Source organism: Thioclava sp. F36-6 (assembly GCF_002020305.1).
Classification (GTDB): domain Bacteria; phylum Pseudomonadota; class Alphaproteobacteria; order Rhodobacterales; family Rhodobacteraceae; genus Thioclava; species Thioclava sediminum.
Genome location: NZ_MPZX01000002.1, coordinates 1,425,984 through 1,452,319, shown reverse-complemented (window position 1 = coordinate 1,452,319; position 26,336 = coordinate 1,425,984). Strand labels below are relative to the sequence as shown.

The 26,336-nt window shown below is 64.6% G+C and carries 23 protein-coding genes; 15 read left to right on the top strand and 8 right to left on the bottom strand.

Going from position 1 to position 26,336, the window contains the following annotated elements; translation table 11 throughout:
* Nucleotides 1–38: 38 nt before the first annotated feature.
* The 11 genes from BMI88_RS14210 to BMI88_RS14160 all read left to right on the top strand — a co-directional run bounded on the left by BMI88_RS14210 (nucleotide 39) and on the right by BMI88_RS14160 (nucleotide 12,535).
* On the top strand, nucleotides 39–965 hold the full coding sequence (locus BMI88_RS14210; RefSeq protein WP_078549659.1) for a sugar ABC transporter substrate-binding protein: 927 nt from the start codon (nucleotides 39–41) through the stop codon (nucleotides 963–965).
* Between the two features lie 129 nt (nucleotides 966–1,094).
* Entirely contained in the window at nucleotides 1,095–2,198 is a 1,104-nt protein-coding gene (locus BMI88_RS14205; RefSeq protein WP_078549657.1) for an ABC transporter permease, read from the top strand.
* Between the two features lies 1 nt (nucleotide 2,199).
* Complete coding sequence (locus tag BMI88_RS14200) at nucleotides 2,200–3,021, top strand: ATP-binding cassette domain-containing protein (RefSeq protein WP_078549655.1); 822 nt, start codon at nucleotides 2,200–2,202, stop codon at nucleotides 3,019–3,021.
* A 65-nt stretch (nucleotides 3,022–3,086) separates the two neighbouring features.
* Nucleotides 3,087–4,211: a Gfo/Idh/MocA family oxidoreductase gene (locus BMI88_RS14195; protein WP_078549653.1), complete on the top strand. Its 1,125-nt coding sequence runs from the start codon at nucleotides 3,087–3,089 to the stop codon at nucleotides 4,209–4,211.
* On the top strand, nucleotides 4,208–6,127 hold the full coding sequence (gene iolC / locus BMI88_RS14190) for a 5-dehydro-2-deoxygluconokinase (protein ID WP_078549651.1): 1,920 nt from the start codon (nucleotides 4,208–4,210) through the stop codon (nucleotides 6,125–6,127). The genes BMI88_RS14195 and iolC overlap by 4 nt, the downstream gene beginning before the upstream one ends.
* Nucleotides 6,128–6,270: 143 nt before the next feature.
* On the top strand, nucleotides 6,271–8,127 hold the full coding sequence (iolD, locus tag BMI88_RS14185) for a 3D-(3,5/4)-trihydroxycyclohexane-1,2-dione acylhydrolase (decyclizing) (protein ID WP_078549649.1): 1,857 nt from the start codon (nucleotides 6,271–6,273) through the stop codon (nucleotides 8,125–8,127).
* A gap of 11 nt (nucleotides 8,128–8,138) precedes the next feature.
* Nucleotides 8,139–9,053 carry a myo-inosose-2 dehydratase gene (gene iolE, locus BMI88_RS14180; protein ID WP_078549647.1) on the top strand — a complete coding sequence of 305 codons (915 nt, stop codon included), beginning with the start codon at nucleotides 8,139–8,141 and terminating at the stop codon, nucleotides 9,051–9,053.
* 4 nt (nucleotides 9,054–9,057) lie between these two features.
* On the top strand, nucleotides 9,058–9,261 hold the full coding sequence (locus BMI88_RS14175; RefSeq protein WP_078549645.1) for a hypothetical protein: 204 nt from the start codon (nucleotides 9,058–9,060) through the stop codon (nucleotides 9,259–9,261).
* Entirely contained in the window at nucleotides 9,258–10,064 is an 807-nt protein-coding gene (gene iolB / locus BMI88_RS14170) for a 5-deoxy-glucuronate isomerase (protein ID WP_078549643.1), read from the top strand. Before BMI88_RS14175 ends, iolB begins: the two co-directional genes overlap by 4 nt.
* A gap of 22 nt (nucleotides 10,065–10,086) precedes the next feature.
* A complete protein-coding gene (locus BMI88_RS14165) occupies nucleotides 10,087–10,866 on the top strand; it encodes a TIM barrel protein (RefSeq protein WP_078549641.1) in 780 nt (259 codons plus the stop codon).
* A gap of 313 nt (nucleotides 10,867–11,179) precedes the next feature.
* On the top strand, nucleotides 11,180–12,535 hold the full coding sequence (locus BMI88_RS14160) for an MFS transporter (protein WP_078549639.1): 1,356 nt from the start codon (nucleotides 11,180–11,182) through the stop codon (nucleotides 12,533–12,535).
* A 91-nt stretch (nucleotides 12,536–12,626) separates the two neighbouring features.
* Here the strand turns inward: BMI88_RS14160 and BMI88_RS14155 are convergent, their stop codons facing one another.
* The 8 genes from BMI88_RS14155 to BMI88_RS14115 all read right to left on the bottom strand — a co-directional run bounded on the left by BMI88_RS14155 (nucleotide 12,627) and on the right by BMI88_RS14115 (nucleotide 21,914).
* Nucleotides 12,627–13,280 carry a hypothetical protein gene (locus tag BMI88_RS14155; protein WP_146673572.1) on the bottom strand — a complete coding sequence of 218 codons (654 nt, stop codon included), beginning with the start codon at nucleotides 13,278–13,280 and terminating at the stop codon, nucleotides 12,627–12,629.
* 1,171 nt (nucleotides 13,281–14,451) lie between these two features.
* Nucleotides 14,452–15,285 (bottom strand): ABC transporter permease subunit, encoded by an 834-nt coding sequence (locus BMI88_RS14145; RefSeq protein WP_078549632.1) that lies wholly within the window; start codon nucleotides 15,283–15,285, stop codon nucleotides 14,452–14,454.
* A 22-nt stretch (nucleotides 15,286–15,307) separates the two neighbouring features.
* A complete protein-coding gene (locus tag BMI88_RS14140) occupies nucleotides 15,308–16,210 on the bottom strand; it encodes an ABC transporter permease (protein WP_158522149.1) in 903 nt (300 codons plus the stop codon).
* A gap of 104 nt (nucleotides 16,211–16,314) precedes the next feature.
* Entirely contained in the window at nucleotides 16,315–17,523 is a 1,209-nt protein-coding gene (locus BMI88_RS14135; RefSeq protein WP_078549628.1) for a hypothetical protein, read from the bottom strand.
* 83 nt (nucleotides 17,524–17,606) lie between these two features.
* Complete coding sequence (locus BMI88_RS14130) at nucleotides 17,607–18,692, bottom strand: ABC transporter ATP-binding protein (protein ID WP_078542421.1); 1,086 nt, start codon at nucleotides 18,690–18,692, stop codon at nucleotides 17,607–17,609.
* A gap of 22 nt (nucleotides 18,693–18,714) precedes the next feature.
* Nucleotides 18,715–20,190 (bottom strand): TCP-1/cpn60 chaperonin family protein, encoded by a 1,476-nt coding sequence (locus tag BMI88_RS14125; protein ID WP_078549626.1) that lies wholly within the window; start codon nucleotides 20,188–20,190, stop codon nucleotides 18,715–18,717.
* A complete protein-coding gene (gene pxpA / locus BMI88_RS14120; protein WP_246831886.1) occupies nucleotides 20,187–20,945 on the bottom strand; it encodes a 5-oxoprolinase subunit PxpA in 759 nt (252 codons plus the stop codon). The genes BMI88_RS14125 and pxpA overlap by 4 nt, the downstream gene beginning before the upstream one ends.
* A 306-nt stretch (nucleotides 20,946–21,251) precedes the next feature.
* Nucleotides 21,252–21,914: a GntR family transcriptional regulator gene (locus tag BMI88_RS14115; RefSeq protein ID WP_146673571.1), complete on the bottom strand. Its 663-nt coding sequence runs from the start codon at nucleotides 21,912–21,914 to the stop codon at nucleotides 21,252–21,254.
* A gap of 170 nt (nucleotides 21,915–22,084) precedes the next feature.
* Here BMI88_RS14115 and BMI88_RS14110 point away from each other — a divergent pair, with 170 nt between their 5' ends.
* From BMI88_RS14110 to BMI88_RS14095, 4 genes are read left to right on the top strand one after another with little or no spacing between them, the layout of a single operon-like run.
* A complete protein-coding gene (locus BMI88_RS14110; protein WP_168173989.1) occupies nucleotides 22,085–22,951 on the top strand; it encodes an allophanate hydrolase subunit 1 in 867 nt (288 codons plus the stop codon).
* Nucleotides 22,948–23,922, top strand: coding sequence for a biotin-dependent carboxyltransferase family protein (locus BMI88_RS14105; RefSeq protein WP_078549618.1), 975 nt, complete (start codon nucleotides 22,948–22,950; stop codon nucleotides 23,920–23,922). Before BMI88_RS14110 ends, BMI88_RS14105 begins: the two co-directional genes overlap by 4 nt.
* Nucleotides 23,915–24,997 carry a phosphotransferase gene (locus BMI88_RS14100; RefSeq protein ID WP_168173988.1) on the top strand — a complete coding sequence of 361 codons (1,083 nt, stop codon included), beginning with the start codon at nucleotides 23,915–23,917 and terminating at the stop codon, nucleotides 24,995–24,997. The genes BMI88_RS14105 and BMI88_RS14100 overlap by 8 nt, the downstream gene beginning before the upstream one ends.
* A 4-nt stretch (nucleotides 24,998–25,001) precedes the next feature.
* Nucleotides 25,002–26,327 carry an aminotransferase class III-fold pyridoxal phosphate-dependent enzyme gene (locus BMI88_RS14095; RefSeq protein ID WP_078549614.1) on the top strand — a complete coding sequence of 442 codons (1,326 nt, stop codon included), beginning with the start codon at nucleotides 25,002–25,004 and terminating at the stop codon, nucleotides 26,325–26,327.
* Nucleotides 26,328–26,336: the final 9 nt, after the last annotated feature.

The window sequence follows — 26,336 nt, the reverse complement described above, 5'->3', positions numbered from 1 at the left end:
GTCGTGCGGTGACAAACAAGAGAGTCTGGGAGGATTACATGAAACAGTTTCTGCGTGCTGCAGTCGCGGCCACCACGGTCGCCTTCGCTGCGCCGGCTTTCGCGACGGATATCGTCGTGGTTTCGCACGGGCAGGCCAATGACCCGTTCTGGTCGGTCGTGAAGAACGGCGTCGAGCAGGCGGCGAAGGATACCGGCGTGAACGTCGAATACCGCTCGCCCGAGACCTTCGACATGGTCGCTATGAGCCAGCTGATCGACGCCGCCGTGAACCAGGAGCCCGACGGGCTCGTCGTCTCGATCCCCGATGCGGACGCGCTCGGCCCGTCCATCAAGCGCGCGGTCGAAGCGGGTATTCCGGTGATCTCGATGAACTCGGGTTCGGATGTGTCGAAGTCGCTCGGCGCTCTGCTGCATGTCGGTCAGGACGAGGAAGACGCGGGCAAGCGCGCGGGTGAGAAGCTCAAGGAAATGGGCGGCACAAAGGCGATCTGCGTCAACCAGGAAGTCGGTAACGTCTCGCTCGACCTGCGCTGCAAAGGCTTCGCGGAAGGCTTCGGCGAGTCGACCGTTCTGCCGACCACCAACGACCCGACCGATATCGAGGCCAAGGTGCGTGCTGCGCTGGATTCCGATCCCGATGTCGACACGGTAATGGCGCTCGGTGCGGCGACTGCGGGTGAACCCTCGGTGGCGGCTGTGAAAGCGCTCGGCAAGGGCGGCGGCCAGATCAAGGTGGCGAGCTTCGACATGTCGCCTGGCTTCCTGAAGGCGGTGGAAGATGGTGACGCGGCCTTCGCGATCGACCAGCAGCAGTATCTGCAGGGCTACCTCCCGGTCTCGTTCCTCGCACTCAATGCGAAATACGGCCTGATCCCCGCCTCGAACGTCTCTTCGGGTCCGAACCTGATCACCAAGGACAAGGCCGCCCAGGTGGTCGACCTGTCGGCCAAGGGCATCCGCTGATCCACATCGGATGACATGAACCAGGCGATGCGCGCGCCGACCCTGCAAACGCGCGCGCATCCCACTGGCGCCTGCACGGGCCGTGCTCGGTCCGCCGCGCCATCGACCAGCATTTTCAGGGAGGGCAAAATGCCAGCCGACACCACGGTCACCGACGAGCGCGTTCGTCAGGAGTCATTCCTCGCGCGCTTGATGAAGCGGCCTGAGCTGGGCGCGATCGCCGGGCTCATTCTCGTGACGATCTTCTTTCTCTTCACCGCGAATGGCTCGATGTTCACCCTGTCCGGGATCATGAACTTCCTGACGCCCGCCGCGCAGCTCGGCATTCTCGCCATCGGCGCGTCGCTGTTGATGATCGGGGGCGAGTTCGACCTCTCGATCGGCTCGATGGTCGCCTTCGCGGGGATGATCTTCGGTGCGCTCGTCGTCAATCTCGGCCTGCCGCTGATCGTGGCCATTCCCGGCACTCTGATTTTTGCGGGGTTGATGGGGGTGGTGAACGGGCAGCTGGTGATCCGCACGGGCCTGCCCTCATTCATCGTGACGCTGGCGTTCCTCTTCATCTTGCGTGGCCTGTCGCTGGTCGGTCTGAAATATCTCACCGGCGGGTCGACCCAGCTGCGTGGCGTCCGCGAAGCGGTGAGCGATGACTGGCTGGCGCCGTTCTTCTCGGGCGATGCGTTCACGGGTCTCTTCGCGAAGCTCGCCGAGTGGGGCTGGATCGACACGTTCAAGTCGGGCGCGCCGAAAGTGCCGGGCGTGCCGGTCGAGATCCTGTGGTTCATCGGTATCGCGCTGTTTGCCACCTGGATCCTGCTGCGCACCCCTGCCGGCAACTGGATCTTCGCTGCCGGCGGCGACAAGAACGCGGCCTCCAATTCGGGCGTGCCGGTCAACCGGGTGAAGACGACGCTCTTCATCGTGACCGCCTGCTGCGCCGCGCTCGTCGCCATCATGACCGTGATCGACGCGGGCTCCACCGATGCGCGTCGCGGCTTCCAGAAAGAATTCGAGGCGATCATCGCCGCGGTGATCGGGGGCTCGCTGCTGACCGGCGGCTACGGCTCGGCGATCGGCGCCTTCTTCGGTTCGATCATCTTCGGCATGGTCGTGATCGGCCTGACCTACACCTCGATCGATCAGGACTGGTTCCAGGTCTTCCTGGGCGGGATGCTGCTGCTCGCCGTGATCTTCAACAACGTGATCCGCAAGCGCGTGACGGGGGAACGCTGATATGGAAATTGAGACCGCATTCCACCACGGCGCCGTCGCCGCCGATGCCAAGCCCATCCTCGAGATGCGCGGCATCAAGAAGCACTTCGGCAACGTGATCGCACTGGCCGGTGTCAGCTTCGATATCCGCCCCGGCGAGTGCCACTGCCTTCTCGGCGATAACGGCGCGGGCAAATCGACCTTCATCAAGACGATGTCGGGCGTGCACAAACCGACCGAGGGCGAGATCCTGTTCGAGGACAAGCCGATGAACTTCTCGAGCCCGCGCGATGCGATGGAGGCCGGGATCGCCACGGTGTTTCAGGACCTCGCGATGATCCCGTTGATGAGCGTGACGCGCAATTTCTTCATGGGGCGCGAGCCCACGAAAGGGGCGGGCCCGTTCAAGCGCTTCGACGTGGCGCGGGCCAACGAGGTCTGTGTCGAGGAGATGCGCAACATGGGCATCAACCTCCGCGGTCCCGATCAGGCGGTCGGCACCCTTTCGGGGGGCGAGCGCCAGACCGTCGCCATCGCGCGCGCGGTCTATTTCGGCGCGAAAGTTCTGATCCTCGACGAGCCGACCTCGGCACTTGGCGTGCGCCAGACCTCGAACGTGCTCGCCACGATCGACAAGGTGCGCAAGCAGGGCGTGGGTGTGGTCTTCATCAGCCATAACGTGCGCCACGCGATGGCGGTGGGCGATCGCTTCACCGTGCTCAATCGCGGCAAGACGCTGGGCACCGCGACGCGGGGCGAGATCACTCCGAACGAGCTGCAGGACCTGATGGCCGGTGGTCAGGAGATGGCGCAGCTCGAAGGCTCGCTCGGCGGCACGATCTGACACGCGGGCAGGGGCGCGACGTGCCCCTGCCACGGACTGCAATGACGACAGGAACTGAGGGTGACATGGCGCTTCCGATGCCCGAAACTCCGCTTGGCGTGGCCCTGATCGGGACCGGCTTCATGGGCAAATGTCACGCCATGGCGTGGCGCAACCTCGCGACCGTCTTCGGCGGAGCGCATCCCCGGTTGGAGATTCTCTGCGACACGCCGGCGGACAAGGCCCGCGCCTTTGCCACGCAGTTCGGCTTCGCACGTGGCAGCGACGATTGGCAGGCGACCTGTGCCGATCCGGCGGTCGATGTGGTCTCGATCACCGCGCCCAACGGGTTGCACCGCCCGATGGCCGAGGCTGCTCTGCGTGCGGGCAAACATGTCTGGCTGGAAAAGCCGATGGCGCTGACGCTCGAGGATGCGCGGGCGATGGCCGGGCTCGCAGCGGAGCATCCCGGGCGGGTCACGATCCTCGGCTACAACTACCTTCGGTCGCCCGCCTTTCAGATGGCGCGCAAGCTGATTTCGGACGGTGCGATCGGCACGCCGCGCGCCTTCCGGGGCGTCTATGACGAAGACTATTCCGCCGACCCGCGCCTCCCGTGGTCATGGCGGATGACGCGCGAGGCTGGCGGTCTGGGCGCTTTGGGCGATCTGGGCTGCCACCTCGTGTCGCAGATGGTGGCGCTGATGGGGCCGGTGGAGGAACTGACCGCGATGACGCAGATCGCGATCCCCGAGCGCACCTCCTCCGAAGGCCCCAAGCCGGTCGAGAACGAGGACAGCGCGTTGGCTCTAATCCGGTTCGCGAGCGGCGCGCAGGGCTCCTTCGCCACGTCGCGGGTGGCGCGCGGGCGTAAATGCCGCCTGCAATGGGAGATCCATGGCTCGGACGGCACCTTGGTCTTCGATCAGGAGAACATGAACGAGCTGTGGCTGCATCGCGCCGGAGAGGCGGGCTTCACCCGTCACCTGACCGGCCCCGATCAGCCCGATTTCGCCGCCTTCTGCCCCGCGCCGGGGCATAATTTCGGCTTCAACGAACAGAAAGTGATCGAGGCGCGCGACCTCTGCGCAGCCATCGCGGGCGAACCCAATCGGGGCCCCGATTTCGCCGCGGGTCTGGAGATTGAGACGGTGATCCACGCGATGGCGCGCTCGAACGGTGCCCCGATCCGGATCGGAGACATGGCATGAAAAACCTCGACGTGATCACGATTGGCCGGGCCGGCGTTGATTTGTATGGGGCGCAGATTGGCGGGCGTTTGGAGGATATGGGCTCGTTCGAGAAGTATATCGGCGGGTCTCCGACGAACATCGCCTGCGGGACGGCGCGGCTGGGGTTGAAGTCGGGGCTGATCACGCGGGTCGGCGACGAGCATATGGGCCGCTTCATTCGCGAGCAGTTGCTGCGCGAGGGCGTCGATGTGACCGGGGTTGCGACCGACCCGGAGCGGCTGACCGCGCTGGTGATCCTCGGCATTCGCGATGAAGAGCAGTTCCCGCTGATCTTCTACCGCGAGAACTGCGCGGATATGGCGCTGAGCGAGGAAGATATCGACGAGGCGCTGATCGCGCGGACGCGGAGCGTGCTCGCGACCGGCACGCACCTGTCGCATCCGCGCACGCGGGCGGCAGTGCTGAAGGCTCTGGAACTGGCCCGCAAGCATGGGGCCAAGACCGCGCTCGACATCGACTACCGCCCGAACCTCTGGGGCGTGGCGGGCCATGGTGAGGGCGAGAGCCGCTTCGTCGAGAGCGCCGAGGTCACGGCCAAGCTGATGGCCACGCTGCACCATTTCGACCTGATCGTAGGCACGGAAGAGGAATTCCACATCGCGGGCGGCAGCACCTCCACGATCGAAGCGCTGCGCGCGGTGCGCAAAGTCTCCGATGCCACGCTCGTGTGCAAACGCGGGGCCGCCGGCGCGGTGGCCTTCGAGGGCGACATTCCCGACAGCCTCGATGACGGCCAGACCGGTCCGGGCTTCCCGATCGAGGTGTTCAACGTGCTGGGCGCAGGCGACGGGTTCTTCTCGGGGCTGATGAAGGGCTGGCTCGATGGCGAGAGCTGGCCGAAGGCGCTCGAATACGCCAATGCCTGCGGGGCGTTTGCGGTCTCGCGCCATGGCTGCACGCCGGCTTATCCCTCGCTGACCGAACTGGAGTTCTTCCTCAAGCGCGGCGTGAAGCAACCCGATCTGCGCAACGATGCGGAGCTGGAGCAGATCCACTGGTCGACCAACCGCCACACGCGCTCGCTGCCCGATTGGCCGGATTACCGGGTCTTCGCCTTCGATCACCGGATGCAGCTCGAAGAGATGCCGGGCTACACGCGCGAGAAGGGCGGGGCGTTCAAGGAGCTGTGCCTGTCGGCTGCAACCGAGGTGCAGGACGGGCGGCCGGGCTATGGTATTCTGTGCGATGACCGGATCGGGCGCGCGGCGCTGCATGCGGCCTCCGGCTCGGGCCTCTGGATCGGGCGGCCCTGCGAATGGCCGGGCTCGCGCCCGCTGGAACTGGAGCCGGAACTGGGCCCCGATTGCGGCGGTCTGACCCAATGGGCGCGCGAGGAGGTGGTGAAGGTCCTGTGCTTCTGCCACCCCGACGACGATGCCGAGACGCGGGCAAATCAGGAGGCGACGGTGAAGCGCCTCTTTGCCGCGGCGCGCAGGAACGGGCTGGAATTCCTGCTCGAGGTCATTCCGTCCAAGGTGGGGCCGGTCGATGCCGACACCACCGCGACCCTGATCCGGCAATTCTACGAGATCGGCGTCTACCCTGATTGGTGGAAGCTGGAACCGATGGCGGACGCGGCCGGATGGGCCAAGGCCGTGGCCGCCATCGAGGAATACGACAAGCACACCCGCGGGATCGTGGTGCTGGGCTTGGATGCGCCCGAGGCGGAACTGGCCGCCAGCTTCGAGGTCGCGGCCGGGTTCGATTTGGTCAAGGGCTTCGCGGTGGGCCGGACAATCTTTGGCGACGTGGCGCGGGCCTGGATGGCCGGTGAGCTGACTGATGCCGAGGCCGTGGCCGAGATGGCGCGGCGCTACACGCGGCTCTGCGGGATCTGGGACGCAGCGCGGGCGAAGGCGGCCAAGGCGGCTTGAGGTTTGAGACGGGGAGGGGGCTCTGCCCCCGCGCGCGCAGGCGCGCAGACCCAAATGGAGAGGGGGCGCTGCCCCCGCTCCCTTACGGGAGCCCCCCGGGATATTTGGGCCAAGAGGAAGTGGCCCCAGAGAGGAAGAGAGAGATGAGCGAGACGATCCGGCTGACCGCCGCGCAGGCGATGGTGAAGTGGCTCTCGGTGCAGATGACCGAGGATGGCGAGCGGTTCATCGAAGGGATGTGGGCGATCTTCGGGCATGGCAACGTGGCCGGGATCGGCGAGGCGCTGCATGCCTACAAGGACGTCTTCCCGACCTGGCGCGGGCAGAACGAGCAGACGATGGGCCATGCGGCGATCGCCTATGCCAAGGGCCGCAAGCGCACGCGGGCGCATGCGGTGACATCAAGCATCGGGCCGGGCTCGACCAACCTCGTGACGGCGGCGGCGCTGGCGCATGTGAACCGGCTGCCGGTGCTGATCGTGGCGGGTGACGTGTTCGCCACGCGCCGTCCCGATCCGGTGCTGCAGCAGGTCGAGGATTTCGACGATGGCACGGTCAGCGCCAATGACTGCTTCCGCCCGGTCTCGCGCTATTACGACCGGATCTCGCGGCCTGAGCATATCCTGTCCGCGCTGCCGCGGGCGCTGCGGGTGATGACCGACCCGGCCAATTGCGGCCCCGCCGTTCTGGCCTTCTGTCAGGACACGCAGGCCGAGGCCTATGATTACCCGGTCGAGTTCTTCGCGCCCCGCGTGTGGCGCATTCGCCGTCCCGCTCCCGATGCGGGGGAACTGGCGCGGGTCGCGGAGATGGTGAAGGCGGCCGAGAACCCGGTGATCATCGCAGGCGGCGGTGTGGTCTATAGCCAAGCCGAGGACACTCTGGCCGAGTTCGCGTCGAAGCACCGGATTCCGGTGGCGGAGACGCAGGCGGGCAAGTCGAGCCTCGCGCAGAGCCATCCGATGAGTTTCGGGGCCTCGGGCGTCGATGGATCGGCGGCGGCCAATGCCGCCTCGCAAAACGCCGATCTGGTGATCGGGGTCGGCACGCGGTTCCAGGACTTCACCACCGGCTCGCGGACGCTGTTCGGGGCCGGGGCGCAGCTGGTGAGCATCAATATCCACGGCTATGACGCGGCCAAGCACGGGGCGGAGAGCCTCGTGGCAGATGCCAAGGTCGCGCTGGAGATGCTGAGCGCCGCACTTGGCGATTATCAGGCCGCGGCGCCCGACGCGGCGGCACGTGAAGACTGGCTGCGCGCGGTCGACGCCTATTGCGCGCGTCCCGAGGATCAGGCAGCGCTGCCCACGGACGGCCAGGTGATCGGCGCGGTGCAGCGGGCCACGGGTGACGACGCGGTCGCGATGTGTGCGGCGGGCACGATGCCCGGCGCGCTGAAGCTGCTGTGGAAGCCCTCTCAGGGCGGCTATCACATGGAATACGGCTATTCCTGCATGGGCTACGAGGTAGCGGGCGCGATGGGTCTCAAGCTCGCGCGGCCCGAGCGTGACGTGCTCTGCTTCGTGGGCGATGGTTCCTACATGATGGCGAATTCAGAGCTCGCGACGGCGGTGATGCGCCGCGTGCCCTTCACGGTGATCCTGACCGACAACCGCGGCTATGGCTGTATCAACCGGTTGCAGACGATGGGCTGCGGCGGCGAGCCTTTCAACAACATGTATGTCGATTGCAATGTCGAGGTGCAGCCGGAGATCGACTACGTCGCGCATGCCGCGGCAATGGGCGCGCATGCGGTGAAGGCGGCCAATACCGACCAACTGGAAGCGGAAGTGAAAGCCGCGCGGGAGCGCGACATCCCGACGGTGATCGTGATCGACACCGTGGCCAAGGACTTCCCCGGAACCGGGCTGGAGACCACGGCGGGCGAACACGGTTTCTTCTGGGACGTGGCGGTGCCCGAGGTCTCGGACCGCCAGAAGCAGCGCGATCGCTTCGAAGAATACCTGACCCAGATCGCAAACGCGCGGCTGGTGAATTGAGGAGGAAAGAGATGATCCGTTTCGGCACGAACCCGATCGCCTGGGCGAATGATGACGACCAGAGCCTCGGCGCGCATATCCCGACCGAGCAGATCTTGCACGAAGCCGCCGAGATCGGTTTCGAGGGGATCGAGAACGGCCATCGCTGGCCGCAGGACGACCCCGAGGCGCTCAAGCAACTGCTGCGCGGCTATGGGCTGGATTTCGTTTCGGGCTGGTATTCGCTCAACCTTCTGGCCCAATCAGTGGAAGCTGAGAAGGCGGCGATCCAGCCGCATCTCGACAAGCTAAAGCATAATGGCTGCACCGTCTGTATTGCCTGTGAAACGTCGAATTCGGTGCAGGGGCTAGATGTGCCTTTGTCCGAAAAAGCGGTGCTGAGCGCGGCCGAGATGGCCGAATTCTGCGCCAAGGTCGAGGAACTGGCGGCGTTCACGGCCGGGCAGGGCATCGATCTCGTCTATCACCACCACATGGGCACCGTCGTCGAGACGCCTGTCGAGATCGACGCGTTCATGGCGGCGACCGGGCCTGCGACGAAGCTGCTGTTCGATGCGGGGCATTGCTATTTCGGCGGCGACGGCGTCGATCCCGCGCCGATGCTGCGCAAATATGTCGACCGCGTGCGCCATTTCCACGCCAAGAACGTTCGCCCCGAGGTGATGCGGCAGGTACGCGACACCGGCATGTCCTTCATGGACGGGGTGCGCGCAGGTGTCTTCACCGTGCCCGGCGACCCCGAGGGCGGCGTGGAGTTCGGACCGCTCCTGCGGATTCTGAAAGAGGCGGGCTATGATGGCTGGATCGTGATCGAGGCCGAGCAGGATCCCGATCAGCGCAACCCGTTTGAGTATCAGTCCTTGGGGCTCAAGACCCTCAAGTCAGCCGCCGTCGAGGCGGGGCTGATCGCCACTGAACGGGCCTGAGCGCATGGCCCGCGATCGTTTCCTCGATTTCGACACGCCCTGGTTCCGCCCGCTGTGGAAGCGGCTGCTGGTGGTGGGGGTGGCCCTCGGTTGGGGGCTGTTCGAACTCGTCGCCGGTGATCCGGGCTTCGCAATCCTGTTCCTCGCGATGGGCGGATATGCCGCCTATCGTCTTTTCGTGACCTTCAATCCGAGAGAAGACAAATGACCGATCTGTTGCGCAAACCCTTTGGGACCCACGGCAAGGTGCACGAGATCACCCCGCAATCGGCGGACTGGCGCTATGTCGGCTTCTCGCTTTACCGGCTGCGCGCGGGCGAGAGCGCGGCGGAGGCGACGGGTGACCGCGAGGCGATCCTCGTGATGGTCGAGGGTAAGTCCACGATCAGGGCCGCCGGGCAGGATTGGGGCGTGTTGGGCGAGCGGATGGACGTCTTCGAAAAGACGCCTCCGCATTGCCTCTATGTGCCCAACGATCAGGACTGGGAGGCCGTTGCAGAGACGGATTGCACGATCGCGGTCTGCCTCGCGCCGGGCAAAGGCGGGCATGAGGCGCGCCGTATCGGTCCCGACGGGATCAGCCTGACCGAGCGCGGCACCGGCACCAATACGCGCTATATCAACAATATCGCGATGGAGGGGGAGGATTACTGCGACAGCCTTCTGGTGACCGAGGTGTTCACGCCTGCGGGGCATTGGTCGTCCTATCCGAGCCACCGTCACGACGAGGATGACTTCCCGCGCATCACCTATCTCGAAGAGACCTATTACCACCGCCTGAACCCGGCGCAGGGCTTCGGCATTCAGCGGGTCTATACCGAGGACGGCACGCTCGACGAGACGATGGCGGTCTCGGATGGCGACGTGGTGCTGGTCCCGCGCGGGCATCATCCCTGCGGGGTGCCCTACGGGTTCGAGATGTATTACCTCAACGTGATGGCCGGGCCGCGCCGCAACTGGCGGTTCCAGGCGGATCCGGCTGTGCAGTGGATCATGGATCGGGATGCCTGAGGGCATCCGGGTGGAGAAGATGATGGAACAACCGTTTCAACTGGCGGCCTGCGCTGAGATGCTCTGGCGCGACCGACCGATCGAATGGCGCGCAGCGCGGCTGACCGAGATGGGCTTCGGCGTGGGGTTGTGGAACTGGCCGGATCACGACCTCGATAAGCTCGAGGCGGTGGGGGCGAATTACACGATCATGAACGGCTATCTGGAGGGGCGGCTGAGTGACCCAGAGGGGGCGGAAATGCTGCTGCGCTCGGCGCGTGAGACCGCGGCGGTCGGCAAGCGGCTCGGCGTGGACCGGCTCAACCTGCATGGCACGGGTCTTGGCGACGGCGGTATCCCGATCCCGCAGCATGGCAGCTTCGCACCGGGCATGTTCCAGCGGGCCTGCGATACGCTGAACCGGATTTGCGATCTGGCCGAGGAAGAGGGGGTGGTCTTCACGCTCGAGAACCTCAACCCGATCGATCATCCGGGCTGTCCTTTCGGCTCTACCGCGGATGTGCTGGCGCTGGTCTCGACCGTCGATCGCCCGCAGCTGCGGATCAATCTCGACCTCTATCATACGCAGATCGGCGAAGGGGATCTGATCCGCTGGTGCAAGGCGAGCCTGCCCTGGATCGGCGAGGTTCAGGTGGCCGACAATCCGGGGCGCTTCGAGCCGGGCACGGGTGAGATCAACTATGCCGGTGTGGCGAAAGCGCTGCAGCAGATGGGCTATCGCGGTCCGGTCGCCATGGAGGCCTTCGCGCAGGGCGATGAGGAGGCGGCACTCGAGGCGTTCCGCACCGCCTTCACACTCTGAGATCCGTCGATATGCAAAGCGGTGTGCTGGTCGCTCTTCCGGTCCGCATACTGTTCCGTTCCCCCCACTGAAGTGGACCGTCGCGCCGGTGGCACGACGACACCAAAGACAGCATTGTGCTTTGGGTTAACGTCCACCGGCCCCGGAATCCCTTGTCCCGATGGACCAGGGCCAGTCATGCCCTAACTGTCAAACCCGACCACCCAGGTGGGGCTGATCGCCGGCCCGACCAAGTCGCTGGAACTGGGTCAGACCGAGACGCTGGAGAGCGGTCTCGTCTGGCTTCGGCATCGCGTGACCAAGGAAAGCTGAAATGCCCGTTACCCCCAAAGCCCCGCTCGCCATCGTGGCGCTTGCGACACTCCTGTCCCTCGTTGTTTTCACCCTGCCGCTGACCACGCTCGAGGCGATGACCGCCGCGCTCGGGCTCGGCCCCGCGCAGCAGGCGTGGATCATGTCGGGGATGCCATTGGGGGCGGCCTGCGGGCTTCTGATCGCCGGGGCCTTCGGCGATACGCTGGGGCGGAGGCGAACCTTCGTGGGCGGGCTGTGGCTTACCGCGCTCGCTTCTGTTGCCGCTGCACTCGCGCCGACCGGTCTGTTCCTGATCGTCGCGCGTGTCGTGCAGGGACTCGGCAGCGCCGGGATCATGGCCTGTGGTCTTGGGCTTCTGGGCCAGATCTACGAGGGCGAGCCACGCCGCCGTGCCGCCGCGATCTGGGCCGCGGGCCTTGGCGCGGGCGTGGCGCTGGGGCCGATCCTCGCCGCGGCGCTGCTGCCGATTGGCGGATGGCCCGCAGGGCATTGGGCGATCGCGCTTGCCGCGACCATCCTTGCGCTGAGCGCCTCGGCCCGCCTGCCCGAGAGCCCGCGCAGCCCGCATAGGGTCGACCTCACGGGCGGCCTGCTTCTGATGCTCGGCCTCGGCTGCCTGCTCTCGGCGCTCACCGAGTTGCGGTTGGGAGCTTTCGGCGTGGTGGGCTTGCTCGCATTGGGCGCGCTGGCCTTTCTGGCTCTCTTTTTGCGCACCGAACGCCGGGCTCCGAACCCGATCCTGCGGCTCGATCTCTTTGCCCATGCGCCCTTCACCGGCGCAACACTCGCGGCTTTCGCCTCGGGCGCGGGCGTGCTCGCGCTGATGTCTCTGGTGCCAACCGTGCTGGTGCGCGGTATGGGGCAGACGCCACTTACGGCCGCTTTCGTTCTCCTCGCATGGTCGGCTTTGACCGCGATCGCTGCGCTCAACGCGCATCGCTTGCCCGGGCGCTGGAGCTCGCGCCAGCGCGTGATCGGCGGGATCGTCGGCTGCGCGGTCGGGCAGGCCCTGATGCTGCTCGCGACGCCTGCGGCGAGTTGGGCGATCCTCGTGCCGGGGCTGCTGATTGCCGGGGTCTCGAACGGTATCCTGAACGCCGCGCTGGGGCATGAGGCGGTGCAATCCGTCCCGCCCGAGCGCGCCGCGATGGGGTCGGCCGCCAACAATACCGCGCGCTACCTCGGCTCCGCCCTCGGGATCGCCTTGATCTCGATCCTGATTGCCGGACGCGATGGCGAGCGCTTCTTCGCGGGCTGGCACGAGGCCGTGGTGATGAGCACCTTGTTCAGCGGACTGGCAGTGTTTGCGATGCTCGGTCTCGCACGCGAGCGCGGTTCCCTCGGTGCGCGATGAGCGCAGTCCCGTGTCAGGCGTCGCTCCCGCATCGCCGGACCGCTCACTGAGGATCCAGGTGGCCGCACCCTGAACGTGCTGGGACGTGCGGCTACTGCCGGGTCAGCCTCACCGTGAACCCGCCGCCACTCATGCTGAATGTAGCAAGCTTGCGTGCGTCATAGGCGGCATGCACATCGAACGACTTGAAGTAAAACGGCCAGACATATCCGGGGCCCAAGACAACGCGATAGGATAGGTCGCAGATCACGGTGTCGTCGTTTTGCTTCATCGCCGTCGTCGCCATCTGCACCACGCGACGACCATCATACATGGCCATCGGCGAAGGACAGGTTTCACCGTTTGCCAGCTTTGCGAAGAATTCCGTCGGGGAGATCACACCGGCGGGGACTTTTCCGGCGTCCGTCATCTCGGTCATCTCAGAGCGCGGTGTAATCTTAACGGCCGTCACGGTGTCCGCCTCGCGGACAATCGCGATATCGCGCGTTTCGCTGCCCCGGCTCGTCCCGAGGTAATCGACCTCATGACCTTTGGCCTGCGTCACCGCCTCGAAGGTTCCGTCGTCCAAGCCGAACGGCGTGTTGTCGAGCGAGAGCAGCAGTTTCGCATTACTGCCTTGCCCCTCGAATTGCAGCATGCCCAGGGATCGGTGGCCCAGCGTGACCTTGTAGATTTGCTTTTCGGCCGCTGCCGGTCCCGCCAGCAGGCCGGAAAAAGTCGCAACGAGAAGGAGAATGCGTGTCATGAAAAATCCGTAGGCCAATGCTTTTTGTTATGCCTACTTCCTCCCACATAGCTGTGCGATATCCAACTCCGTGAAGGAGGGCCGACAACTGGACAAAATTGCAAAGATCTTTCCGGAAACAGGGTATTCTCGCGCGGTTCGACTTCTGCGTGGCCACAGGGCCTGTGGGGCGGCGCGCAATGTTGCGGGCTGTACGCTGAATTCGTTTGTAGATTCTGGCGAGCTTCAAGCAAAGCTTTGCGGGTCTTTTGCGCATAGGTTTGCGCAAATTTCGCGTAACTTTGCGTTTTAAGTCGGTATCTTACGAAGCGAATTCTTTCCGAGTCGACCTTAGCTTTTCCTGTTTTGATGGAAAGAAAAACCAGCCCATATTCTTAGCAAATTTTTGAAACTGGGAAACTCGGCGGCTCCGATTCCGAGATCATTTTTCGTGCCAATTCCGAGAACGCCTGAAATCAAGATCGCTTGGTCACCATTGCCGCGGAGGCACAGCTCACTGGAGATGCTGTCGGCCTCAAACCGGCCAATTCGCCCTGTCGCAGCTACCTACTGCTTGGGCTACGTTTCTGAAGGAGGCTCCTGCTGCCTTCCCTCCGAAGCATTGTAGGTGCCCTCACTTGTGTTCTCAGTCGTGAAACGCTGGCTCACGGGGTGTTGGTTAGTGAAAGAGGCCAAATCCGGTTCGCGAATTTGCCATTACCGAAAAGGAGCAGATCTGTAACTCTGTCGGGCACACTTCTGGCTCATCGTCGTCCAGGTCTGCCTTCGGAGGATTCCCCACGGGGTGGGTGCGGGCATAGGTAGCAACGCCCTCGAATGCTTCTCTTGGGATCGAGGGATGCTCTTCACAGAGATCATCCAAGGTATCGCCGTCGCTAAGCCTGCCAAGCACAGATCGGCAAGTGATCCGCGTGCCTTTGATCAACGGGTTTGGGCGATACTGCGCCGCAGACATGGCTCTCAGATGGGCAGTCTGCACCGCTCCGCTTAGAAGGTGGCTGAGGTCTTCCAGAGGCCGAAAGGGAATGGTGGCCAACACTCTATCTTGGCGCACAGTACCCTAATACGCTCCCGGCGCGCGAAACAGGTGTGTCAGGGAGAGCGGATGCAATGCTTGCGAACCGCGTCCAGCGCCGCCTCAGTTGGGAGATAATCGCGGGCGACTGGAAGTTCAGGTCCGGTTCAACCGCACGAACAGCAGCCAGAACATCGCGCTGAGAAGCGGAAGTGTCACCAGCAGCACGAGAGAGGACAGGGCGAAGATGATCGGCACCTGACTTTGCTGGGCTGCCGCCTGCACCCAGTTCCAGACCGGCATGGTCTCTGATGTGCCGCGCAGGAAGATCGTCCGCATGACCTCGTTGAAGGACATCAGGAAGCCGAAGAGGCCCGCACTGACGATGCCCGGCATGAGGATCGGAAACTCGATGTCCTTGAAGACGCGCCAGTCGCTCGCCCCGAGGTCGCGTCCCGCCTCGATCAGGGTATGGTCGAAGCGCAGTGTCACGACGAGCACGATCAGGAGTGCGAAGGGTAGGGCCCAGACATAGTGCCCCACGGCGATCGACCAGAAGCCCAGATCGAGACCGAGCACGGACTGGCTGAAGATGAAGAGGGCAGCGCCCATCGACATGCCGGGCACGAAGAGCGGCAGGACGAAGACGAGGAGCATCGGGCCGGGGCTGGCCATGCGCGGTACTTCGCGCCCGATCACTGTGGCGGTGACTGCGCTAACCAATCCGACGATCAGGCCAATCACGATGCTGGACACGAAGGGCATGTGCCAGTCGCTGCTCGCGAACAGTGCCTGATAGTGGCGCAGCGAGAAGGCGCCGGGGATGCCGGAGAGCGGGTCGCTCGAGATCGACAGCAAGACGAGCCAAAGCAGCGGGAAGTAGATCAGCGCGAGCATCGCGATGCCCATCCATTTGCCGAGCCGCTTCCAATTCGGGTTGTAGCTGGTTTCGAGCGAAGCGGGGCCTGTCGTGGCGGTCATGTCGGTCATTGGTCTTTCCTTTTGCCCGTGGTCATCGGCGCAGCGCGAGTCTCGCGCCGCCGAGGTGGCGCAGGATGAGAGCCATCACCGCGAGGATCAGCAGCAGGAGGCCGATCACGAATGCGGAGAGGGCGGCGACGACGGGATAGCGCAGGGCGGTGTAGGCGCTCTCGATCGAGCTCGACAGCAGGTTCACGAAGCCGCCGCCCAGCATTCCCGGCTCGACCCATGCGGCCAGCGCCGGTCCGAGCGTGAAGACGAAGCCCGCCATCACGCCGGGCAGGGAAAGGGGCACGATCACCTTCCAAAGGGTCTGTGCCGGGGTCGCCCCGAGGTCGTTGGAGGCTTCGATCAGGGTGTCGTCGATGAGGATGATGGCCATGTAGATCGGCAGGACCATCGGGGGGAACAGGGCCGGGATCATCCCGAAATGCACCGAGAATTCCGAGTAGAGCAGCCAGTCGAGCGGCGCATCGGTGATCCCGGTCGACATGAGGACGGTGTTGATCAGGCCGTTCTGACCGAGGATCGCGCGCCAGACGATCGTGCGCGACGACAGGTCGAGGAAGAACGGAATGGTCAGCAGCGCGAGGAACACGGCACGGGCCATCTGGCTGCGCGCTCCCTTAGCAAGCCAGAGCGCGAAGGGGAAGCCGATGGCGAGCTCGATCAGCGTCACGGTCAGCGCGATGCGCAGCGTGCGTAGCGTGACCTCCCAGCGCCCCGAGGCGAAGAGGCCCTTCCACGTCTCGAGGCTCGGCTCGTAGATCGTCTGGAAATACTCGGTCGAAAAGAAGCTGTAGACGAACAGGATGAGGAGCGGAACGATCACCAGCACGGTCCAGGCCGCGCAGATCACCCATAGCGCCACGGTTGCGACGGGGATTCTCATAGCGGGCTTGCGGCCTTTGTCCTTCGGTCTGGTCTGCGTCATGGGCGCATCCAATTCGGCGTTCATGGTCATCTATCTTCCTGTGGTGTTCGGCCCTTTGGCGAGGCCGGGTAGCGTCCCCCGCAGGCGCGGAGGACGCGAAGGGATCAGGCGTTGAGGAACCGCTGCCACTGCTCCTCGATGTCGGACGCGTCCTGCGGCGTCGTGGTCGAGGTGAAGGGCTTCTCGAACTTGCGGTTCACCTTGGCTTCGGTGGCGCGCAGGGCTTCGATTTCCGCGTCGCTCCAGCCGTTCTCTTCGGCATAGGCCACGCCGAGGTCCATGTTCGGGCCGGCATAGCCGCGATCGCGGGCCTGAAGCGCACGGTATTCGCCGCCGAGGAAGTAGTTCAGCATCTTGTAGATGTTGTCGACATTGTCGCGTTCCATCGCGGGGGCGGCGACATAGGCGCCGTGGCCCCATTTGAAGTAGCCCTCGACGGTGTAGGCGTAACGCGTCGCGTTCTCGCCCAGCACGTTGTTGGCTTCACGCACTGCCGGTTCCCAGCAGTTGATCACGTCGACTTCCTTGTTGGTCAGAAGCTGGATCTGCTCCTCGAAGGCACCGTAGAGCGTGCGGAACTGACCCGCTTTCTTGCGCTCGATGAGGAAGTCCGCGACCACCGCCGCTTCTTCGGCGGTCATATCCGAGACATTCTTAATGTCGGCTTTGCCGGTTTCCTTCAGGTAGAGCGCGGCGGAGGGCATCGAGTAGCTCCAGCCCTGCCCGTAGGCGACGCGGCCGCGGGTGGCTTCGTCTTCGAACATCAGCGACCACGAGAGTTCTTCCTCGCTTGCGGGATCGACGCCGATGGCCTCGGGCACATAGCCGAAGCTGTCGGCGTTGCCGATGACCGGAACGCCCCACTGGTTGCCCTCTTCGTCGGTGACGACAGGCGAGCGTTTCCAAGCATCCGACGTGCGCTCCCACAGGGTGAGTTCGGGGTGGTCCGTCTCGATCTTGGCATACATGCCGCGCGGGCCGAGAATGTCTTCGGTGCCGCTCTCGAAGATGTAGATGTCGGTGCTGTCACCGAGGTTCGACGCCATGATGTCGCGCATGAAAACGCCGACATCGTTCGAGGTGCCGTTGAGTTCGCACTTGATGCCAAGGCTGGCTTCGAGCGGCGACCAATCCTTGAGCGCGGCGGTCGGAACGCCGTAAGCCCGCACGACGGGCATATCCTGTGCCATCGCCCCACGGGGTGCGAGACCGGTAGCCGCGAGGGCTGCCGTGCCAGCAACCGCGCCCATGCCGCGAAGCATGTTGCGCCGGGTCAGTTCGATCTGATCGAACGTAGAGAACTTGTCCTTCATTTTTTCCTTCTCCTGTTGGGGCTTCGCGCCGTCTCGAGCGGCTGCGTAAGCCAGTTTTCCCGAAGGTGGACCGATCGACGCGATCAGCCCTTGTGTTCGGGGAAAATCACGGCGTCCGATAGCTTCCAGCCGACCCGCGAGATGGCGCCTTTCTCGTTGGGCGCACCGTGCCAGGACCGCAGACGCAGCGTGCCCGCTTTCGTCTCGACCATCATGTCGGTGTATTTCCCGCGATAGACGCGGTTGGACAGGGTGGCATCGAGCCCGTCCTCGTCGGCTGCGACCGGTCCGATCCGTTCGGCCCGGATGGCAAGGTTGATGGCGCCGCCCGGCTGAATGTCAGAGGTGGCGAGAGTGCCGCGCACGACTGCACCGCCGACCAGTTCCACCTCGCCGATCTCGCCGTCCTTGCGCAGAAGCTTGCCGTCGAGAATGTTCTCGTAGCCCATGAAATCCGCAGCGAACCGCGTCACCGGGCGGTCGAACAGGTCGAGCGGCGCGCCGCTTTGCTCGATCCGGCCGTGCTTCATCAGAACGACGCGGTCGCTCATGGTCAGCGCTTCTTCCTGGGAGTGCGTGATGTAGATGAAGGTCATCCCGAGTTTGCGCTGAAGCTCCATGAGCTCCAGCTGCATGTCCTGACGAAGGCGCTCGTCCAGCGCGCCGAGCGGCTCGTCGAGGAGCAGGATCGCGGGACGGGTGACGACCGCGCGCGCAAGTGCCACACGTTGGCGTTCCCCGCCGGAGAGTTGCCCGATGGAGCGGTCGGCCTTGGCCCCGAGTTGCACCATCTCGAGCGCACGCTTCGCCTCGGCGGTCGAGTCCTGGGCCGTACGGCCGCGGATGCGCAGGCCGTAGGCCACGTTCTCGATCACGTTCATATGCGGGAACAGCGCGTAGTTCTGGAACACCGTGGTGCAGTTGCGCTTGGCTGCGGGCAGCCCCACGACATCTTCGCCCCCGATGCGCAGACGGTCGACCGAATAGGGAGTTTCCAGCCCGGAGATCACGCGCAGCATCGTCGTCTTGCCCGAGCCGCTGGAGCCGAGGATCGTCAGGAATTCGCCCTTCGCCGCTGACAGCGACACATCGGACAGCGCGGTGACCCTGCCGTACTTGTGGACGACATTGCTGACCTCGAGCATGGGTTCGCTGTGCATATCCTTCATTTCATGTCCTCAAGTCAGTCGATTAGTGAGAGTGATGGGGCGTGCGCAGCACGGCCGTCTCAAGTGTCAGAATGCGCAATGCGAGCGACAGCGCGAGGTCGAGCACGTCGCGCGAAAGCCGGGCCGGGTCCCGCACAGAGTCGGCAGGAAGGACGCCGTCGAGGGGCTCCAGTCCGGCGTTGCGTCGCAAGGCGCGTCCGGTCGCGCGCAGAGCCTCGCCAACAAGGGCTCGGGCGGCGCGATCGGTAGGGTCGGACGGACGTTCGGCATCGAGGCGCGCGGCGATTTCGGTAAGGCCGACGCCTCCACCTGTCAGGGTGCCGCCAGTTCGCGCCGAGCGCACCGAAGCAAGCGCACGTGCCATCCGTGCGCGCAAATCGGGTTCGGTCCTGTGCGGACCGATGAAAAGCTCGACCCAGCGTCCCGAGAGGCGGGCGTAGCGCCGTTGAGCATGTTCGCGGTCGAGTGCGAGATAGCGGTTGCGTTCGATTTCGTGGGCGATGTCTTGAAGCCGCAGCGCGATGGCCGCGGCGTCGCCGGCGGGGGCGGAGAAGGTCACGTGATCTCCGCTGCGCCGGAACGCCTCTGCCGCACCGAGATGCTCGGGCGTGAGTGTGTCGAGTGTCTGGCCGGTCTCGTCATCCACGAGGGCCGCGCCGGTCGCGACCGCGAGGTCCCGCAGGATTTCGGCGGCGCGCGGGCCCTTGTCGCGCGGCGTGATCGCGGCCACGCGCAGAACGCCGGCCTGCCGGTTGCGCTCCAGAAGCTGCTTGGCGGCGCCCTCGAGCCCCCGCGCCGCGATCAGCAGCGACTTGCCGCTCTGCGCGAAACCTTCGATCACGGGGGCGAGGCGTTTGAAATCGGTCAGGATGTCGTTGACCACCAGAACGTGGACCGCATCCATATGCGTCAGCACCCCCGACAGGAGCGGCTCCATATCGGCGGAAAAACCTTCGACATGATCGAGGCGCAGTCCGGGTTCCGGCTGGTCGCTCAGCTCGACATGACCCTCGGACCCTGCGAGTTCGAGCGCGCGGTGCAGGGCATCCGTCGCGTCGGGGGGAAGGGCTGCAGCGGCGAGGATGCCTTCGTTATCATCGACGTCTTCCGTGACGGCCTCGAAATGGCGCGTAATCTCGGGGCGCAACGCATCGACAGAGCGGATAAGGCGCGAAGGATGCACACCCGCGGCGACGGACCGACGTCCGGTCGCCAGCGCGGCGCCGGTCATCACGGCCATGCGCGCGGTGCCGTCGCCCAGATCGCGGTCCGCCGACACCAGCGCTTCCCGCAGAAGCACCTCGCTCGTTCCGTCCGCGCAGAAATGACGGGCGATTTCCGTGCCGGTGGTGGCGCGTCGCACGCGCGCGCCCAATGTGTAGAGCGCCGCGCGCCCGTCGGGCCCGAGCTTGGCCGCAATCGCGCGCAAAACCGGCGCGAGATCGTCCGTCAGCTCTGCCTGAAGCGAATTGCCCGATATGATGCGCACGGCGGTCATGCGGTGGTCAGCCTCGCCTCATCCATAAGAACCTGATGAACGGCCTTCGCGACGGCGATCGCGTTCGGGGTGTCGGAATGGACGCAGATGCTTTCGGCGACGACCGACACGTCCTTGCCGCTCACGGCGGTGGTCATGCCTTCGAGCACGGCGCGGCGGACCTTCTCGGCGACGGCCTCAGGCGGCACGCTCTCATGCTCGCGCGAAATGATCTGGCGTCCGTCGTCACCATAGTCGAGATCAGCATAGAACTCGCAGCTGAAAGGGATTCCGCGGCGGGTGAACACCTCCGACATGCAGCAGTCGGAATAGGCGATCACCGGCAGGCCGAGCGCTTCGGCCGCATCCGCAACCCCTTCCGCCACGTGCATCTCGTTCTGAGCCATGCCGAAGAGCGCGCCATGCGGCTTGATGTGCGAGAGCGTGAGCCCTTCGGCCGCTGCCAGCGCTTGCAGCGCGCCCGTCTGGTACATGATGAGCGCGTAGATCTCGTCGCGCCGCATCTGCATCCGCCGCCGCCCGAAGCCCTCACGGTCGGGCAGGCCGGGGTGGGAGCCGACATTGATGCCGGCGGCCTTCGCCTTGCGCAGGGTGTCGCACATGACCACGGGATCGGAGGCGTGAAAGCCGCAGGCGATGTTGGCATGGGTGACGAAGGGCATGCAGGCCGCGTCGTCGCCGAACGCGTAAATCCCGTAAGACTCGCCCATATCGCAATTGATCGTCACCATCTTCGCCTCCAAATGATATATCATGTATCCTATAACGACGATATCACCACCTTGTGTCAAGTTAATCTTTCCCAAGGGGAAGCAGGTCGGGGCCGAAAACGTATGGCGCCTCTTTGCGTCGCAAGCGAAAATCGCGTGACGAGAGCGAATCTGGGCGGGTGGCTGTTTTTTTGGGCAGGGCACGGATGTCGGCAGCGAGGCGGGTGAGGCGCGGTTTGGTCGCCGGGTGCTGCCGGGGCATTTTGCGCAGGGCCTGCTGCGCAAAAAAAAATAAGGGCGGCAAGATGCCGCCCCGGTGGGTGTCTACTTGGGTTCTGGCCGGGGTCGCGTTCAGGCCCCCTCGGTCAGCGGCATCAGCGGAAGCAATGCTTTCGCGGCAATGTCGATGTCCTGCCGCATGAACCGACCCGCTGCTTCCGCGTCGCGCCGCTCGATCGCTGCGAGGATATTGCGGTGTTCGTCATTGGCGTGGTGTTTGAAGTGCTCATCGTCGAAAAGGCCGGTAAAAACGGGGCCAACCTTTAGCCATAAGTCATTGATAAGAAGGAGGAGTTCTGGATTGTTCGCGCGGCGGTAGACGGTGAAGTGGAATTCGCGGTTGAGGGTCAGATAGCCCGCGGAATCATGGCGTTTCGCGACCTCTTCCACTCGCGCGGTCAGCTCCGAGAGCTGTGCGATCTCGTCCTCGGTGAACTTATCGACGGCCAGTTCCGCCGCCATTCCTTCAAGCGCTGCGCGGATTGGCATGAGCTCGCGAAATCGTCTCTGGGTCATGCGGGGCACCACGATCGACCGATTCGGCAGCACCGTCAAAAGGCGCTCGGCGACGAGCCGTTGAAGCGCTTCGCGGATCGGGGTGGCAGAGATTCCGTAGTTCGCCGCGAGCGTGCGGATGACCAGCGGCTCCATCGGGATAAAAAGGCCCTCCTGCATCCCGTCCCGGATCGCGTGATACGCTTGGTCGCTCAATGACTGGTGCTCAATCTTCTTCACTCGAATGCCTTTCGCTGCGCGTGGTCCGCTTCCCAACTTGGTATCTTACTTTGTGTCGACGGGTAAAGGCCGTTGACGCTAATTGATATATCATATACTCCAACTGAGGAAGATCCAGCGGCAAAGTCGCGCGGATGCGTCGAAAAATAGCCGAGAGGAGAACAGGTCGAATGCTTCACGAAGCTCTGCGATTCTATCCCGGAGGAGATCGCGCGATCGAGGTCGAGCTGGGTGACGGGATGGATTTCACCATCAACTTCATCGTTCACCGACTTGTCGCTGCTGTGCGAGAGGCGCAAATCGCGGGCCTTGTCGATCTGATCCCCGAGCTGGCCTCGTTCCAGGTGAACTACGATCCCGACCGTATCTCCTACGAAGACCTGTGCCACGAGATCGAAGCGCTTTATGCCGAGATGGGGCGCGGGGTGACGGGATCGCTCGCAAGTCGGCTGATCACCATTCCTGTGCTCTATTTCGATGAGAAGACGGAAGCCTGCGTCGAAGACTACCGCAAGGACTATCCCGAGAAGACGCCCGATCCCGAGTTGATCTGCGAGTTGAACGGGTTGCCGGATCGTGCCGCGCTGCGCCGCCGTCACGCCTCGACCGAATACTGGGTTGCGGCGCTCGGCTTCTGGCCCGGTCTGTGCTCGTTGCTCGCCCTCAATCCCACTGCGCGGATCATCGCGCCGAAATACAATCCGCCGCGCACCCATACCCCGAAAGGGGCGGTCGGTCTTGGTGGTGCGTTAACCTGTATCTATCCGGACGCGACGCCGGGCGGCTATCAGCTTATCGGCCATACGCCGGCGCCGACCTATGACGGGGCGCAGCGGCTTCCCGACTTCAGGGACAGTCTCGCGCTGTTCCGGGCTGGCGACCGGGTTCGGTTCAAGCCCGTCGAACGCGATGAATACAGCGAGATCGAAGCGCGCGTCGCCGAGGGGACGTTCCGTCACGACATCGTCGATTACCAGGTCTTCTCGGTCGACCGCTATCTCGACTGGGCCAAGGCGCAAGAGGAGGCCTCCAAATGAGCCGCACCATCACCACGGTGAAACCGGGTCTTCAGACCTGCGTGCAGGAGCTTCCGGGGCGCGAGGGCTTTCTGGAGCAGGGGTTCCCGCTCTCGGGGCCCTTCGACGCCTGGTCGTTCCGCCAGGCCAATATCCTTGTCGGTAATGACCGCGACACTGCTGCGCTGGAGTGCCAGTTCATGGGGCCGACCCTGACCTTCGATGCCGACATGCTGATCGCCGTCACCGGCGCGGACATGTCGCCCGCGCTCGATGGCGCGCCGATCCCGATGTACGCGACCGTCGCGGTCTCGGCGGGCCAGACGCTGACCATGGGCTTCGCCAAGACCGGCGCGCGGGCCTATCTCGCGGTGTCCGGCGGGATCGCGACCGAGCCGGTTCTGGGTTCGCGCGCCGTGTTCCATCAGGCGGGCGTCGGCGGTCATGCCCTCATCGCGGGTCAGACGCTGCCGGTCGGCGTCTCGGAGACGAGCGCCCTCTACGTTCTGCCCGAATCCGCGCGCCCGGTGATCGGCACCGACCGCGTTTGGGAGGTCGAGGCGCTGTGCGGGCCGAATGACGACTGGCTCGACGAGGCGACGATCGAGATGTTCTTTTCGACCGACTGGCAGATTCAGACAAAGAGCAGTCGCACCGGCATTCGCCTGACCGGCCCGGATTTCGGGTTTTCCGACAAGGCTTTGAACAAATCCCCGGATCACGGGCAGGACCCGTCGAACATCATCGACCACGGCTATCCGATGGGGGCTGTGAACCTTGCCGGTCAGACGCCGATCATCCTCGTCAATGACGCGCCGAGCACCGGCGGCTTCATCAACCCCTTCACCATCGCGAGCGCCGCCTTCTGGAAGCTGGCGCAGGCCAAGCCGAACGAGACCCTGCGTTTCCGCCGTGTGGACCGCGACGGCGCAGCGGCGCTGCGGGCCGAAATCGATGCAAAAACCAAACCCGAGATCCTGGAAAATGCCTGAAGCGATGATGACAGACGGCTCTGCGGTCGACCAAGACACCCTTCTGGCTGGGCTGTTGGCCAGCGCGCCGCCGCGGCTGACGCCCGATCAGGCGCAGGATCTTTTGCGCGATCACTGGGGGATCGACGGCTCAGCGATCGAAATCGCCTGCGAGCGAGACCAGAATTTCCGCATCGTGACCGGGACTGGGCAGGACTACATCCTGAAGATCTCGAATGCGGTCGAGGACCCGCTCAACACGGAGTTCCAGACCGCGGCGCTGCGCTGGGTTGCCCGGGTCGATCCCGAGCTTCCACTTCCGCGCGCGGTGGCTGCGCTCGACGGTGCGTTCACGCAGCGGCTAAAGCTGCCGTCGGGGCGCACCAGCGTGGTGCGGGTTCTGTCCTGGCTTGACGGCACGCCGCTGCATCACGTGCCGATGACGGCGCGGATGCAGTCCGGGATCGGCGCGATGACGGCGCGGCTGGGCCGGGCGCTCGAAGGGTTCGACCATCCGGGTGCGCGCCATGAACTGCTGTGGGACATCCAGCATCTCCCGCGCCTGCGCCCACTGACCGAGAGCCTCGGCGAGGATGCGGTGGCGGATGCGGTGCGGCGCGAGCTCGATCATTTCGAGGCGCAGGTTGCCCCTGCGCTCGGCGGTCTGCGCCGTCAGGTGATCCATAACGACATGAACCACCACAACATCCTCGTGGATGCGAGCGAGCAGGACCGGATCACCGGCATTCTCGATTTCGGCGACATGGTGAACACTTATCTCGCCATCGATGTGGCCGTCGCCGCCTCCTATCTGGCGAGCGAAGACGATCCGCTCGACGCAATCGCACGTCTCGTGGCCTCCTATCACGCCGTCCTGCCGCTCGAGCGCGAGGAGGTGGAGCTGCTACGCGATCTGACGGTGGCGCGCCTCGTAGCTTCGATCACGATCACCAACTGGCGTGCAGCGCGCTACCCCGAAAACGCTGCCTACATCCTGCGCAACAACGGACCTGCCCGCACGGCGATGGCCCGTTTCGCGACCCTTCCCACCCAGGACGTGACCCGGGCTTTGCTCAGCGCGTGCGATATGGAGTGAACGCATGAATATTGACACCGGCATGGTCAATGCCTTCCAAGAAGGTGCCACGGATCTCGACCCTGAAACGCGCGAGATGATCGAGCGGCGCAAGGCGCTGCTTGGCCCGGCGTATCGCCTTTTCTACGACAAGCCGTTGCATCTCGTGCGCGGCGAGGGGGCCTGGCTCTTCGATCAAGAAGATAACGCTTATCTCGATGCCTATAACAACGTGACCTCCATCGGCCATTGTCATCCCAAGGTGGTCGAGGCGATCGCGACTCAGGCCGGCGTCCTCGCGACCAACACCCGCTATATCCACGGCAGTATCCTCGATTATGCCGAACGGCTTCTGAACACGATGCCGGACGAGATCGGGCACATGATGTTCACCTGCACCGGGTCCGATGCCAACGACCTCGCCGTGCGCATCGCGCAGGCCTATACCGGGGGGCTCGGGATCGTCGTGACGGAGACGGCCTATCACGGCATCACCCAGTCGGTGTCCGAGTTTTCCCCCTCGCTCGGCGCGAATGTCGATCTCGGTCCGCATGTGCGTACCGTGCCCGCGCCGGATGCCTATCGTCAGGGCGAGGACATGGCGGCGAATTTTGCCACCGCCGTCGAGGCCGCCTTCGCCGATCTGAAGCGGCACGGCATCAAGCCCGCACTCTTCATCTGCGACGGTATATTCGCCAGCGATGGGGTCTTCGACGGGCCGCGCGGTTTCCTCAAGGGGGCGGTCGACGCGGCACACGCGGCTGGTGCTGTCTACATCGCCGACGAAGTGCAGTCGGGCTTCGGACGGACCGGCGATGCGCTCTGGGGCTTCCAGCGTCATGACGTGGTCCCCGACCTCGTCACCATGGGCAAGCCGATGGGCAATGGCTACCCGGTCGCGGGCGTTGCCGTGCGCCCAGAGCTGGTCGAGGAATTCGGGCGCAAGGCGCGGTATTTCAACACTTTCGGGGGCAACGCGGTCGCGATCGCCGCCGCGACCGCCGTGCTCGACGTGATCGAAGGCGAGGGGCTGACCGAGAACGCGCGCGAGATCGGCGCCTATCTTCAGGACGGGATCCGCGCTCGGGCGGAGGCCCATCCTTGCATCGGAGACGCGCGGGGCGCGGGGCTGTTCCTCGGGGTCGAGATCGTGTCTGACCGCGCCGCCAAGACGCCGGATGCGGCCGCGACGTCGGCCATCGTCAACGGTCTGCGGGAGGAACGTGTGCTGATCTCGGCCTGCTCGAAGACGCATAACGTGCTCAAGATCCGCCCGCCGCTCGTCTTCACCCGAGAGAACGCAGACCAGTTCCTGGCCGCCTTCGACCGGGTTCTCGCCCGCATCAAGTAACACGAGACC